14 protein-coding genes are annotated in these 14,002 nt (G+C 44.1%); all 14 read left to right on the top strand.

The genetic code is table 11. The features are described from left to right. Positions 1-207: 207 nt before the first annotated feature. A complete protein-coding gene (locus tag AA0Y26_RS18605; protein WP_413363521.1) occupies positions 208-2,178 on the top strand; it encodes a S9 family peptidase in 1,971 nt (656 codons plus the stop codon). 154 nt (positions 2,179-2,332) lie between these two features. Further along, entirely contained in the window at positions 2,333-3,571 is a 1,239-nt protein-coding gene (locus tag AA0Y26_RS18600; RefSeq protein ID WP_413363520.1) for an EAL and HDOD domain-containing protein, read from the top strand. Between the two features lie 435 nt (positions 3,572-4,006). Beyond that, positions 4,007-4,858, top strand: a complete 852-nt coding sequence (locus AA0Y26_RS18595; protein ID WP_413363519.1) for a YitT family protein — start codon at positions 4,007-4,009, stop codon at positions 4,856-4,858. A gap of 51 nt (positions 4,859-4,909) precedes the next feature. Continuing rightward, entirely contained in the window at positions 4,910-5,254 is a 345-nt protein-coding gene (cccB, locus tag AA0Y26_RS18590) for a cytochrome c551 (protein WP_413363518.1), read from the top strand. Positions 5,255-5,603: 349 nt separating this feature from the next. Further along, entirely contained in the window at positions 5,604-6,545 is a 942-nt protein-coding gene (gene hprK, locus AA0Y26_RS18585; RefSeq protein WP_413363517.1) for an HPr(Ser) kinase/phosphatase, read from the top strand. A 15-nt stretch (positions 6,546-6,560) separates the two neighbouring features. Further along, on the top strand, positions 6,561-7,382 hold the full coding sequence (gene lgt, locus AA0Y26_RS18580) for a prolipoprotein diacylglyceryl transferase (protein WP_413363516.1): 822 nt from the start codon (positions 6,561-6,563) through the stop codon (positions 7,380-7,382). A gap of 12 nt (positions 7,383-7,394) precedes the next feature. Then, positions 7,395-8,333: a nucleoside recognition domain-containing protein gene (locus AA0Y26_RS18575; RefSeq protein WP_413363515.1), complete on the top strand. Its 939-nt coding sequence runs from the start codon at positions 7,395-7,397 to the stop codon at positions 8,331-8,333. Beyond that, positions 8,330-8,968 carry a pyrophosphatase PpaX gene (gene ppaX / locus AA0Y26_RS18570; RefSeq protein ID WP_413363514.1) on the top strand — a complete coding sequence of 213 codons (639 nt, stop codon included), beginning with the start codon at positions 8,330-8,332 and terminating at the stop codon, positions 8,966-8,968. The genes AA0Y26_RS18575 and ppaX overlap by 4 nt, the downstream gene beginning before the upstream one ends. A 3-nt stretch (positions 8,969-8,971) precedes the next feature. Then, complete coding sequence (locus AA0Y26_RS18565) at positions 8,972-9,505, top strand: acyltransferase (RefSeq protein WP_413363513.1); 534 nt, start codon at positions 8,972-8,974, stop codon at positions 9,503-9,505. A gap of 208 nt (positions 9,506-9,713) precedes the next feature. Beyond that, positions 9,714-10,880 (top strand): ATP phosphoribosyltransferase regulatory subunit, encoded by a 1,167-nt coding sequence (locus AA0Y26_RS18560; RefSeq protein WP_413363512.1) that lies wholly within the window; start codon positions 9,714-9,716, stop codon positions 10,878-10,880. Then, positions 10,877-11,500, top strand: a complete 624-nt coding sequence (gene hisG, locus AA0Y26_RS18555; RefSeq protein WP_413363511.1) for an ATP phosphoribosyltransferase — start codon at positions 10,877-10,879, stop codon at positions 11,498-11,500. The genes AA0Y26_RS18560 and hisG overlap by 4 nt, the downstream gene beginning before the upstream one ends. 13 nt (positions 11,501-11,513) lie before the next feature. Beyond that, entirely contained in the window at positions 11,514-12,794 is a 1,281-nt protein-coding gene (gene hisD, locus AA0Y26_RS18550) for a histidinol dehydrogenase (RefSeq protein WP_413363510.1), read from the top strand. 1 nt (position 12,795) lies between these two features. Next, positions 12,796-13,392 carry an imidazoleglycerol-phosphate dehydratase HisB gene (gene hisB / locus AA0Y26_RS18545; protein ID WP_413363509.1) on the top strand — a complete coding sequence of 199 codons (597 nt, stop codon included), beginning with the start codon at positions 12,796-12,798 and terminating at the stop codon, positions 13,390-13,392. Further along, positions 13,389-14,000, top strand: a complete 612-nt coding sequence (gene hisH, locus AA0Y26_RS18540; RefSeq protein WP_413363508.1) for an imidazole glycerol phosphate synthase subunit HisH — start codon at positions 13,389-13,391, stop codon at positions 13,998-14,000. Before hisB ends, hisH begins: the two co-directional genes overlap by 4 nt. The last annotated feature ends 2 nt before the right edge of the window (positions 14,001-14,002 follow it).

Here is a 14,002-nt window from a genome sequence, read left to right as displayed (position 1 = left end):
GGACCGCAAAAATAGGTACTCTATTTAAGTTGAATGTATGATCGCCAGCAGCCGCAAATGATGCAGGAAGAATGATAGTGTAATCTGTTGAAAGAGATTAAATTAAAAAAATATTTAGTATTTTTAGTAGAAAGGTTTAGGAAAAAACAGAAATGGATGATACACTATTGTTACGGAATCCGAAATAAATCGAAATGAGGGATCAACATGTTAACAACAGATCATTTATTTACTTTGCAGTCTGTCGCAAATCCGGTGCTGTCGCCATCGAATGAAGAGGCGGTTTTTATTCGCACTCATATCGATAAGGAAGACAATAAATATTACGCTCACTTGTTCCATATACATATCGAATCAGGGGAAACAACGCAATGGACATTTGGAAAAGAGCGCGTCAGCAGCCCTCAGTGGTCACCTGATGGTACGAAAATTGCATTCCTTTCTAACCGTGATGAAAAAAATCAATTATATATTCTTCAAAGCCGTGGCGGAGAAGCAAAAAAAGTGACGGATCTTGCAAATGGGGTAAGTTCCTTTACATGGAGCCCTTGTGGAGAAAAAGTATGGCTGACTGGAAGTGTCAAACAGGGGAAAACAATTACTGATAAGGCAGAAAAAGAGGAAGATAAATTACCTCAGGCTTATGTGGTAAATGGCATGAAATATAAAATGGACGGGATTGGCGGAGCAGGGCTGCGTCCCCAGGATCAATTCACCCAAATTGCGGTGCTGACGCTTGCCGATGAAAAGATAGAGCAGTTTACAACAGGGGATTTTCATCATGGGCTGGCGGGTATTTCCCGCGATGGCAGCCGCATTGTTATGAGCGTCAATCGAGCGGAAAACCTGGACTTTGAATTCCGCACACCCCTGTATATCGTTGATGTGGAGACAAAGGAAGAGAAAACACTTGTAGATGAAGAGGGCTATTACGGTGGTGTAGCATATTCATATGATAACCGATACATCGCGTATATCGGCAGCGACGCTTCTTATAAAAATGCTACGCATAACAATGTGTATATCTATGATACGGAGACGGGACTTACACAGCAGCTTACAGAAATGCTAGATGCTCCAGCAGGTGATCTTGCCGTAGCCGATGTTCAACAGGGAGTGGATGCACCTGGTGTCGTGTGGACGGAAACAAATGCATTGTACTTCCAATTATCAACGATGGGTGATGTACGCTTGTACTATGCAGACCTTGAGGGAAGCATTTTCCCGGCCACTCCAGAAGGCGAGCATGTTTACAGCTATGACGTAGCGCGTAATGGAAACTGGGCTCTTGCTGCAATTTCTAATCCAGCATTCCCTGGCGAAGTGTTCTTCCTTGATATCACGACAGGGGAACGCCGCCAGCTGACTAATTTGAATGAAGAATTTATGCGGGAAGTACCGCTTTCTACTCCTGAAGCTATCGTCTACCAAACAACAATTGGGGATGTGCACGGATGGATTATGAAGCCGGCTGCCTACGAAGAAGGCAAGAAGTATCCATTAATTGTAGAGGTCCATGGTGGTCCTCATACAATGTATGCCAATACATTTTTCCATGAAATGCAGCTATTAGCAGCACAAGGCTATGGTGTGTTATATGTAAATCCACGAGGAAGCCATGGCTACAGCCAGGAATTTGTAGATGGCGTCCGCGGCGATTACGGCAGCGGTGATTATGAGGATATCATGGCTGGGGTTGATTATGTGTTAGCAGCCTATGATTGGATTGACGAGAGTCGTCTGGGTGTGACAGGAGGCAGCTACGGCGGCTTTATGACGAACTGGATTGTTGGCCATACAAACCGCTTTAAAGCAGCAGTCACACAGCGCTCCATTTCAAACTGGATCAGTTTCTTCGGTGTATCGGATATCGGGTACTACTTCAGTGAGTGGCAGCACTTTGCCGATATGAAATCCGTCGATAAGTTATGGGACTTCTCCCCACTGAAATATGCTGAAAATATAGAGACACCATTATTGATTCTGCACAGTGAAAAAGATTTCAGGTGTCCGATCGAGCAGGCAGAGCAGCTTTATATTACATTAAAGTCGTTAGGTAAAGAGGTCGGCTTTGTCCGATTCCCTGACAATGACCATAACCTGTCTCGAACAGGTACACCAAACTTGCGGGTGGAGCGTTTAACACAAATTATAGAGTGGTTTAATAAATATCTATAATAAAAGGAGATAAGGGCGTTCTTACGTCCTATCTTTTTTTTAGTTAAATAGATAATTTCCTTTAAAGATTTTGTAGTTTGCGAAGAAATTTTACTAATTAAGTAGCATAGTTATGGTATAATTTTGAAAAGAAACGTAAAGAGAGGAAATTTGTATGGAGGTTTTTATTGGTCGACAACCTATATTTAATTTACATGAACAAGTGGTTGCCTATGAGCTCCTTTACCGTAATAAAGACGGAAATTCGTTTCCCATCACTGATTCGGATGCAGCAACTGTTGATGTGCTTGTTAATTCTTTTGTGAATATGGGAATTGACGAAGTAAGCAAGGGACGTCCTTGCTTTGTAAATTTTACATACAATTTACTGATGGGCCCTCTAACTGATTATCTGGAACCGTCTAAGGTTGTGATAGAAATATTAGAAGATGTGCCGATTACAACGGAGCTTGTCGAGCGTTTGCGAGAGCTGAAAAAGAAGGGGTTTAAAATAGCTCTTGATGACTTTGTATTACAGGAAGAGGTTCAAATTTACGATGAGTTATTTGCTTATATTGACTATATAAAAGTAGATTTTCTGCTCTCGCCGCTGCTGGAACGAATGGAGATTGAAAAAAAGGTAAAAACAGACTTTCCGCATATTAAACTGCTGGCGGAAAAGGTGGAGACCCGCAATCAATTTGATGTGGCAAGGCATTCAGGCTATACCCTTTTCCAAGGATACTTTTTTGAGCAGCCGCAGCTGATTAGATCGACGGACATTCCGGCAAACACACTTCAGTATTTTCAAATTCTCGCTTTATTGAGGGATGAAGAACCTAATATCAATAAATTAGCGGAAAGTATTGAACGGGATATTTCTGTCTCCTACAAGCTTCTGCAATTGATCAATAAGTCGACGAAACGGACGAGGTCAAAAATACGGTCAATCAAACAGGCTATTTTGATGCTGGGCTTATCAGAACTAAGAAAATGGATTTACTTACTGGCAATGCGGGAAATCAATAGCCGTAATAAAACAGATGTATTTAATGAGCTGATGCGGACATCTTTATTCCGGGCGAAAGTTTGTGAAAAGATAGCAAGGCTTAATTACAGGGAGAACTTTTCAGAGTACTTTCTGATAGGGCTGTTTTCATTAATCGATTCACTGCTGCGTAGACCGATGGATATGATTCTGCAGCAATTGCCGTTTTCGGAGGAAATTGCAGAAACCATTGGCGGAGGAGAAACAGAAATGACTCCTTATCTGCAGTTTAGTATCGCATTAAGCAAAGCAGAATGGGAACAGGTTGATAAGTACGCTGAGAAGTTAGGGCTGACAAAAGAGGCAGTCATTCAAATACAGGCTGAAGCGGATGACTGGGTAGAAGAAACATTTGAAAATTATTAGTGGCTGGAGGCTTGGACATAAGTAGAAACCCCAAGAAAATCAGGGTAAATCTATAAGAAAAATTTGATGCTTTCGAGATTGATTGAAGTGCAGAGCCGAGTGCATCTGCCGCTAAGCTCTCGGTGCAGAGCAAAGCTTCCTGGGGAATAGCACGAACAGGCTCAGCACATGCCCTCAGAAAGCGTACCCGTAACGGAAATCAATTGTGACCATACCGAAAAAACACCATTTTTCCATCTGGAAAATGGTGTTTTTAGGTTTTGTCCGAGTTTCTTTTAGTTCCGTAAGCTAAAACCATTAGATAGAGTTACCGGATGCATGTAATTTTGTGTTTTCCTTCAATTATAAGAAACTTCACTTTAATGAAGTTCTCAGAACGCTTAGCATTTGTTATAATCATGGCTAAATTGACTCGTAAAAAAGGTAGGGAAAAATGTGAATAACGAAAAAAATTCTGCAAAAGATACAATTATAGAGTATTTGTATGTCATCGCAGGGGCAGCTGTAGTAGCAATCGGCTTTAATGCATTTCTCTTTCCCAATCAGGTAGCTTCGGGCGGAGTAAGCGGTATTAGTACGATTCTGCATGGAATATTTGGCTGGAATGCTGGGATTGTTCAATATGCCTTTAATATTCCGCTTTTCATAGCAGGCGTCTTGATTTTAGGGAAGAAGTTCGGTGTGAAATCACTAGTGGGTACATTGGCTCTGCCGTTTTTTGTCATACTGACAGAGAGCTGGAATGCATGGACATACACACCGCTGCTCGGTGCTATTTTTGGCGGTATTTTTGTTGGAACAGGCATTGGTCTTGTATTCAAGGGGAAAGCTTCAACAGGCGGGACAGACTTACTTGCACAGATTATTACGAAATATACAGGTTTGACATTGGGGACGAGCGTGCTTTTGATCGATGGATTGATTGCCATCAGTGCAGCTATTGTATTTGATATCGAAAAGGGACTGTACGCACTGATCGGTTTATATGTGACGACGAAGACAATCGATATTATCCAGCTGGGTTTTAGCCAATCGAAAATGGTGTATATTATAACGAATAAGCAGGATGAAATACGTGATGCAATTTTTAAAGAAATTGACCGGGGTGTGACAAAAATTCCGGCATTCGGCGGCTATACAGGAAGTGAAAAGCCGGTATTGATGGTAGTTGTTTATCAAACAGAATTCACAAAGCTGAAACAAATCGTCCAAACGGTTGATCCATCTGCCTTTGTTATCGTTTCGGATGCATATGAGGTGCTGGGTGAAGGTTTTAAACGTGCATAAAGATGCTATAATAGCATATGCAAGTAAACTCATTTTTGGAGGGGTTTCAAAATGAAAAAAAGATGGTTAGCAACTTTCATGCTAGGTTCAGCGCTAGTGCTTGGTGCATGCGGCGGTGACGATGGAGACAATGCAAAAAATAACGGCGGTACAAATGAAGAAAGCGGCGCTTCTGTTGATTCAAGCGAGCAAGTAGCACAACAGCGCTGTGCAACATGCCACGGCGGCAATCTGCAAGGTATGGGAAATACACCGGCACTAAATGATGTGGGCTCCCGTTATTCGGAAGAAGAAATTTTAGATATTATTTTAAATGGTAAGGGAAATATGCCCCCTGGTTTAGTAAAAGGTGAAGAGGCTGAAGCATTGGCAGCCTGGTTAGCTGAGAAGAAATAGATAAAAGAAAATAAAGGGTGAAAGGAGCTTTCCGGCAGGTGAACTTATTGGAGAGCTCCTTTTCTTATGGCAAGAAATTTAAGACAGCCTTTCGATGGAAACTGTTCGAAAATGGAGAATGGCATGTTAAAATAAAGTGAAACTTCAAATAGTGAGGATCCTCGTCCCCACTGATTGCTAGTTGAACCAATCGGGTTTTGCGAGCAACTGGGCTCCTGCTGGGCTTTGTGACGTTTTACGCCGTAACACAGGCGTCTTGTACCTGGCGTTTTGCTTTCGGTACAGATGAATGACTGCTCGTTAATACGGGAGAAAACAATATGTATGTTGGAGGATTGGAGAGGTTGCGATGATACAAGTAACGACAAGAGATGTAATGGAAAAATTCGATTTAGAGCTGGTCAGCGGCCAGGAAGGAATCGGACGTTATATTACGACAAGTGATATTTCAAGACCAGGCCTTGAAATGGCAGGATACTTTACACACTATCCATCAAATCGCGTCCAGCTTCTAGGGAAAACGGAGCTTTCCTTTTTTGAAATGCTGCCGGCTACTGACAGGCGCGACCGCATGATGAAACTGTGTGCGCAAAATACACCGGCGATTATCATTTCACGAGAACTTGAAGTCCCTCAGGAGCTGATCGATGCATCCGAGGAAAATCATGTACCGGTTTTGAAAACGAGACTCACGACGACTCGCTTTTCGAGCCGGCTGACGAACTTTTTAGAAAGCAAGCTCGCACCGACAACAGCTATTCATGGTGTTCTTGTCGACATTTATGGAATCGGCGTTATGCTTATTGGAAAGAGCGGCGTTGGGAAAAGTGAAACCGCTCTTGAACTTGTGAAAAAAGGGCACCGATTAGTAGCAGATGACTGTGTAGAAATACGTCAAGAATCGGAAGACATGCTCATTGGCAGTCCGCCGCCTTTGCTCGAGCATTTACTGGAAATCCGGGGTATCGGAATCATCGATATTATGACATTGTTCGGCGCCAGCGCAGTTCGGCCGTATAAGCGTATTACACTTGTCGTAGAGCTTGAAAACTGGGATCCGGATAAAACGTATGACCGTCTAGGGCTGGATGAGGAAAAGATGCGTATTATCGATACGGATTTGACGAAATTAACGATTCCTGTACAGCCGGGGCGGAATGTTTCGGTCATTATTGAGGTAGCAGCCATGAATTATCGACTGAAAAGAATGGGGGTCAATGCCGCCCAGGAGTTTTCTCGTCGATTAGATGATATGATTGCTTCGAATGATGAAATAATAGATGACTTTTAAAGAAAGGAGAATGTTATGAGTTTTACATTACTTGCTATTGATCCGGTAGCATTTCATTTAGGACCGATACCTGTGAGATGGTACGGGATTTTGATTGCTACAGGTATCGTACTCGCTTATTTATTGGCTCAGCGAGAGGCGGTACGTTTAGGTTTACATGAAGATTTTCTCGGCGATATGCTGATTTGGGCAGTGCCGATTTCCATTATTTCTGCTCGCATTTACTACGTCTCGATGAAATGGGACTATTACGGTGAGAATCCAGGGAGGATCATCGAGATTTGGACGGGTGGTATTGCGATCCACGGGGCTTTAATCGGAGCCTTTATTACCGCCTATATCTTTACGAAAAAACGCGGTGTCAGCTTTTTACGGGTTGCAGATATTGCAGCGCCAAGTATTTTAATCGGCCAGATTATTGGGCGCTGGGGGAACTTTATCAACCAGGAAGCATACGGCGGACCGGTTTCACGCGGATTTTTGGAGAACCTTTTCCTGCCGGACTGGATTATTGAACAAATGTATATTAAAGAAGATGGTACATATGTCCACCCGACTTTTTTATATGAATCGGTTTGGAACATCATTGGTTTAATCATTTTACTCGTGGCACGCAAGTTCAACTGGCGCCGCGGGGAAATGTTCTTCTTCTATCTGATTTGGTATTCGATAGGGCGTTTCTTCATCGAAGGACTGCGCACAGATAGCCTGTACTTGATTGGTGATTTACGTTCAGCTCAGGTTGTGTCTATTTTAGGAATTGCGATTGGTATCATCGCAATTGTTTACCGCCGTATGAATGTAAAACCTGCTGTACGTTATTTAGATAAAAAATAAGGGGTAAGCGGGATGGAGACGTTAAAAAAGGGTGTAATCTCCGGGTTTCAAACAGCCTGGAAGTTAAGTAAATTCATTTTTCCTATAACATTTATTGTAACGCTTCTTCAATTTACCCCCGTCCTGCCATGGGTAATTGACATTATTACGCCGTTGATGGGAATTTTTGGCCTGCCGGGAGAAGCGGCTATTCCTCTTGTGCTGGGGACTACCTTGAACCTGTACTCAGGGATTGCCGGTATCCTTTCGCTGGAGCTGACTGTAAAGGAAGTATTCACGCTTGCGGTGATGCTGTCATTCGCACATAGCATGTTTATTGAAACAGCAGTCGCGCTGCGGGTTGGTGTCAAACTATGGGTTGTGTTAGCTGTTCGTTTCGGACTTGCGTTTTTATCTGCCATCATTATTAATGCAGTATGGGATGGCGGGGGCGAAATCGCCAAATACGGCATGATGTCCGAAACAACAGCTAATCCGGAAGGCTGGGGAGCGATCGTTCTATTAGGCTTGGAAAGAGCGAGTCTCGGCATTTTGCAATTGATCATGATTGTGCTGCCGCTTATGATCATCGTGCAATTTTTACGAGACTATGGTTATTTAATGAAGCTTTCGAAGCTGCTGGCCCCATGGACAAAAATCATCGGGGTTAAGCCAAACGCTTCGGTGACGCTTGTAACAGGCTTGGTAATTGGGCTTGCATACGGAGCAGGGGTGATGATTCAAGCGGTAGAGGAAGACGGCGTCTCCAAAAAGGACGCAACGCTTGCCTTTATCTTCCTTGTAGCCTGTCATGCGGTCGTAGAGGATACACTCATCTTTGCGCCGCTCGGTATACCGATAGTACCATTATTATTAATACGAATTGTTACAGCCTTCATGTTAACCATAATCGTCGCTCAAATGTGGAAGCGTGCAGAACAAAGGGAAGCTAAAGGAGCATTACAGCAATGACAAAAGCATTATTATTTGATTTTGATGGAACACTGCTAGATACAAACGGTTTAATTATTGAAACATTTATGCATGTACTAAATGAACGGTTCCCTGGGCAGTATCAGCCGCAGGATTGTGTCCGCTTCCTTGGTCCTTCACTTGCAGAAACATTTAAGGAAATTGCTCCTGATGAAGTGGAAGAGCTGATCGGCAAGTACAGAGCATGGAATCTGGAGCATCATGATGAGCTCGTAAAAGAGTATGAAGGTGTTGTGGAAACACTGGAAAAGCTGAAGGAAATGGGTATCCGGTTAGCAATCGTATCGACAAAGCGAAGAAATACAATTGCACGCGGATTAGAAATTATTGGGGCAGCACATTTATTCGAAGTAGTTGTAGGTGTGGATGATGTCTCACGTGTGAAACCTGATCCTGAACCGATTCTTCTCGCATTGGAAAAGCTGGGGCTAAACCAAAGTGACGTCATCATGATCGGTGATAATTCACATGATATTGAAGGTGGAAAAAATGCCGGTGTCCGTACGGCCGGGGTTGCTTGGGCATTCAAGGGGAAAGACTTCTTACAGCAGTTTAATCCGGATTATATGCTGGAGCATATGTCCGATTTACTTTCAATTGTAAAGGAAGCGTAGAGGATGAGGAGAACGGAGCGTTATCGAGTTAAAGGGGCAAATTCATTATGGAATATGTATGATACGGTATCGTTCTGGAAAGTGATGAAATGCTTCATCATCATCACAATTGGTAGGTTTGTTCCGTCTTTGCGGATGAAAAACTGGCTTTATCGAACATTTTTAAAGATGAAAATCGGAAAGCAGACATCCCTTGCATTGATGGTGATGCCTGATACGATGTTTCCCGAGCGTATATCCGTTGGAGATAATACAGTAATCGGATTTAATACGACGATATTAGCGCATGAATATTTAATTGAGGAATATCGGCTTGGTGATGTAGTAATCGGCAGCAACGTCATGATTGGAGCCAATTCTACTGTATTGCCCGGAGTGGAAATTGGCGATGGAGCAATCATATCAGCTGCAACGCTTGTCCACCGTGATGTCCCGGCTGGCTGTATGGCAGGAGGCAATCCAATGCGTATTATCTATACGGCTGAGCAAATGGCTGAACGCAAGAAAGCAGATAATCCGAAGTGGCATAATGAATAGTGAAATCGGAGGAGTCCTAAAAATTGGGCTGCTCCGATTTTTTTATTTTACGATAGTGTATAATAACAGAAAAAGTATTCAGAAAAGTTTATAAAGTGAATCTTTTGTGAATTCATTGACTAAGTTTCAAGATAGCAGTAAAATTACTTTCATACATTAGTAATCTACTACTCTAGTACGTTAAAGTGAAAGGATAGGATGTGTCAAAATGTCATCAATCAAAATGTTTGAAAAACCACTCGGGATGCGTGATACATTCCCACAAATTTATGAAAAGCTTGAAGCGGTACGAGAAACAGGAAGAACGCTTCTTCGCGCAAGAGGCTATGAATTTATCAAAACGCCGACTGTTGAATATTACGATACAGTAGGCAAGGCTTCTGCCATTCATGATGCTACCCTTTTTAAATTAGTAGACAGCCAGGGCAATACGCTGGTGCTTCGCCCAGATATGACGACACCGATTGCCCGGGTTGTGACATCTAAACTGCTGAAGGAAAAAATCCCGCAGCGCTTGGCTTATTTTTCAAACGTCTTCCGTGCACAGCAGCAGGAAGGGGGGCGCCCAGCCGAATTTGAACAGATGGGAATTGAGTTGATTGGCGATCATTCGGTTTATGCAGATGCGGAGGTTATCATAACAGCGATTGAGCTTTTGCAGGCATATGACATTCGCTCATTTAAAGTGACAATTGGACATGCCGGGGTGCTTAGCTGCATTCTGAAGGATTATACGGAAAGCGAGGAGCAGGCTGCCGAGCTGAATGAGCTGCTCGTAAAACGTAATTATGTAGGATTTGAAGAAGCTGTTCTTGCATTTGGGCTGCCAAAAACAAAATCCGATGCGCTGCTTGCTTTTATTGAGGAGGCTGTAAGTTTATCTTCTATTGAAGCAGTCGAAAAATATGTACGTAAAAATGATGCATTGGATTATATGCAAAAGCTATGGAAGCTGCTTGCGGAGGCAGGGCTAGAGAAATACATAGCATTCGATTTTACATTGTCGAGCCATATGAATTACTACACAGGAATGTTATTTGAAGTATTTGCTGAAGGCAGTGGCTTCCCGCTAGGTAATGGGGGCCGGTATGACGGGCTGCTGGAGCATTTCGGCACAAAGGTAGGTGCGACGGGCTTCGGCTTGCGGGTTGACCGTCTGCTTGAGGCAATGCCTCTAAAGGAAATTGAAAATGTAACAGCCCTTGTATTATTTGAACCAGACGCTTTTAGCCAGGCACTGCAAAAAACAGCTGTACTGCGTGAGCAGAACAAGCGTGTGACAATGCAGTCGACGGTAGGATTAATCGATGAAAAAGCATTTAAAGAGCAGTTTCAAGAAGTGGTTTACTGCTATCAGCAGGAGGAAGAACAATGAACGAATTAACAATTGCCATGCCGAAAGGCCGAATCTTCGAAGAGGCTTATGAAATGCTGCTTGAAGCCGGATTTAATTTACCCGAGGAAGTAGAAATGTCCCGCAAGCTGATGATTGAAATCCCGGAAGAAAAAATTCGCTTTATCCTCGCGAAGCCGATGGATGTCCCAGTATACGTGGAGCATGGAGTAGCAGACATCGGGATTGCGGGAAAAGACGTTTTATTGGAGCAGCGCCGCAGCGTTCATGAACTGCTGGATTTGAAAATCAGCCAATGCTATATCGCTTCAGCTGGTTTGCCGGATACAAAAATGAATGAGATCGCCCCGCGCATTGCAACAAAATATCCAAACATTGCGATGAAATATTACAAGGGACTAGGAGAGCAGGTAGAGATCATTGAGCTGAATGGTTCAATTGAACTTGCACCGATGATTGGTCTGGCAGATCGGATCGTCGATATTGTTTCTACCGGCCGAACATTGAAGGAAAATGGTTTGGTTGAATATGAGCATATTACAGATGTCTCGTCACGTCTGATTGCCAATCCAGTAAGTTACCGGATGAAGAGTGAAAGAATTCAGGATCTGGTGTCTCGTCTGAAAAAATGTGTGAATTAGGAGAAGGATGACTATGAATATTACCACATTAACTAGTGAGATTTCGTTAAAGCGCCAGCTTGAGGGCGGCAATGAAGAACAGTTGAAGACTGTGCGCCAAGTAATCGCAGACGTTAGACAACGTGGGGATGCAGCCATCCGGATGTACAGTGAGAGATGGGATGGTTTTGCACCGGCAAACCTTCGAGTGACAGAGGAAGAAGTGAAAGAGGCTGTGAAAGGTTTTGATGAGCAGCTGTATGCAGACCTGTCAGAAGCAGCTGCTAATATCCGCCATTACCATAGTGCTCAAAAGCGTCATGGCTATGAGCTGCCGTTAGCGGACGGCTCCTGGCTGGGTCAAAGGATTACCCCTCTTGATGCAGTCGGCCTGTACGTGCCGGGTGGTTCCGCAGCCTATCCATCCTCTGTATTAATGAATGTCATCCCTGCTCAGGTAGCGGGCGTTAGGCGTATTGTCATTACTTCACCGGCTGGACAAGACGGCAAGCTTCCACCGGCGGTATTAGTAGCGGCCCACATTTTAGGCGTCAAAGAAATTTACAAAGTCGGAGGCGCGCAGGCAATCGCAGCACTTGCCTACGGGACGGAAACGATCGCTCCGGTCGATAAAATCACCGGTCCGGGCAATATTTTTGTTGCACTGGCCAAGCGCGAGGTATTTGGTGAAGTGGCGATTGATATGATTGCAGGGCCTTCTGAAATATGCGTGCTGGCAGATGATACAGCCTATGCCGACGAAATAGCGGCTGACCTGCTGTCACAGGCAGAGCACGATACACTCGCCTGCGCCATCTTAATTACGACGAGCGATACGCTTGCTGAAACGGTAGCCGATGAGGTGGAACGGCAGTTGCAAAAGCTTCCGCGTGAAGCCATTGCACGAAAGGCGATTGAAAACTTTGGTCATATTTATGTCGCAGAATCGATGGAAGAAGCGATTCGTGCCGTTAACTCATTGGCACCAGAGCATTTAGAGGTGATTACTGATAAAGCGGTGGAAGTAGCAGGACACATCACGCATGCAGGGGCTATTTTCATTGGGCGCTTTAGTTCGGAGCCTGTAGGTGATTATTTTGCAGGAACAAATCATGTGCTTCCGACAAACAGTACAGCACGTTTTGCAAGCGGCTTGAATGTGGACGATTTCATTAAACGAACAAGCATTGTTTATTATAGCGAAAAAACATGGGCACAAAATGCACCGAAAATTGCACGGCTTGCCCGTTTAGAAGGACTAGAAGGACACGCACGTGCAGTCGAATCGCGTGGCTGGGATAAAGGAGAAGAATAATATGGCACAACGTTTTGCACGCATTGAGCGCAATACAAATGAGACGAAAATTCAAGTAGAACTGAATCTAGACGGCAGCGGCCAGGCAGAAATCAAAACAGGCGTCGGCTTTATGGATCATATGCTCGACCTATTCATCAAGCATGGCCTGTTTGATGGAAAAATCATAGCAGATGGCGATACATGGATTGATGACCACCATACGACAGAAGATATCGGAATTGTGCTGGGGCAGGTATTCCGTGAAGCGCTTGGTGATAAAAAAGGGATCAAGCGTTACGGAACTGCTTTTGTACCGATGGATGATGCGCTTGCGCAAGTAGTCGTAGACTGCTCAAACCGCCCGCATCTTGAGTACCGGGTAGAGCCTGAGCTGAATGCAAAAGTCGGCGCGTTTGATACAGAACTTGTGCATGAGTTCTTATGGAAATTTGCGCTGGAGGCACGGATCAATCTGCATGTTATTGTTCCGTATGGCCGAAATACACATCATATTATCGAGGCAATCTTCAAGGCGTTGGCCCGTGCGCTCGATGATGCAGTACAAATCGATCCGCGTGTAAAGGGCGTACCATCAACGAAAGGACTGTTAACGTGAGAATCGGTGTAATTGACTATGGTATGGGGAACCTGTTCAGTGTGGAACAGGCATTAAAACGGCTGGACGCAGAGGTAGTTGTAACGAGTGATGAGAAAGAGCTAGGTACAGCTGATGCCCTTGTACTTCCAGGGGTCGGTGCATTTCCCGATGCTATGAAACGACTAGAGGAAACAGGGCTGATCGATTTTATAAGAAATAATAATAAACCGCTGCTGGGTATCTGCCTCGGCATGCAGCTGATGTTTGAAGAAAGTGAAGAAGTGACACCGACAACAGGGCTTGGCATCTTCAAGGGGAGCATTAAGCGCTTTACTGATGTATCCCGCATTCCGCATATGGGATGGAATGAACTGGAACTGGCACATCTGCCTGCGTGGTTGGAAGGAAAGAGTTTCCCGAACGACCGCCATGTTTATTTCGTGCATTCTTTCTATGCAGCGAATATGGCGGATGAGGAGCTTGTTGCCTCAGCGGATTATGAAGGTGTCCGCGTACCTGGGATCATTGCTTCGGGCAATTTTACAGGCATGCAATTTCATCCCGAAAAATCCGGTGAGTTCGGTGTATTTTTATTACGGGAATGGCTGAAAGGCGTGGAGGTGTAAGT

The sequence above is a fragment of the Lysinibacillus canaveralius genome (genome assembly GCF_047301505.1).
Taxonomy (GTDB): domain Bacteria; phylum Bacillota; class Bacilli; order Bacillales_A; family Planococcaceae; genus Lysinibacillus_B.
Note: the sequence above shows the minus strand (reverse complement) of the source record. Positions and strands in the feature narration are given on the sequence as shown.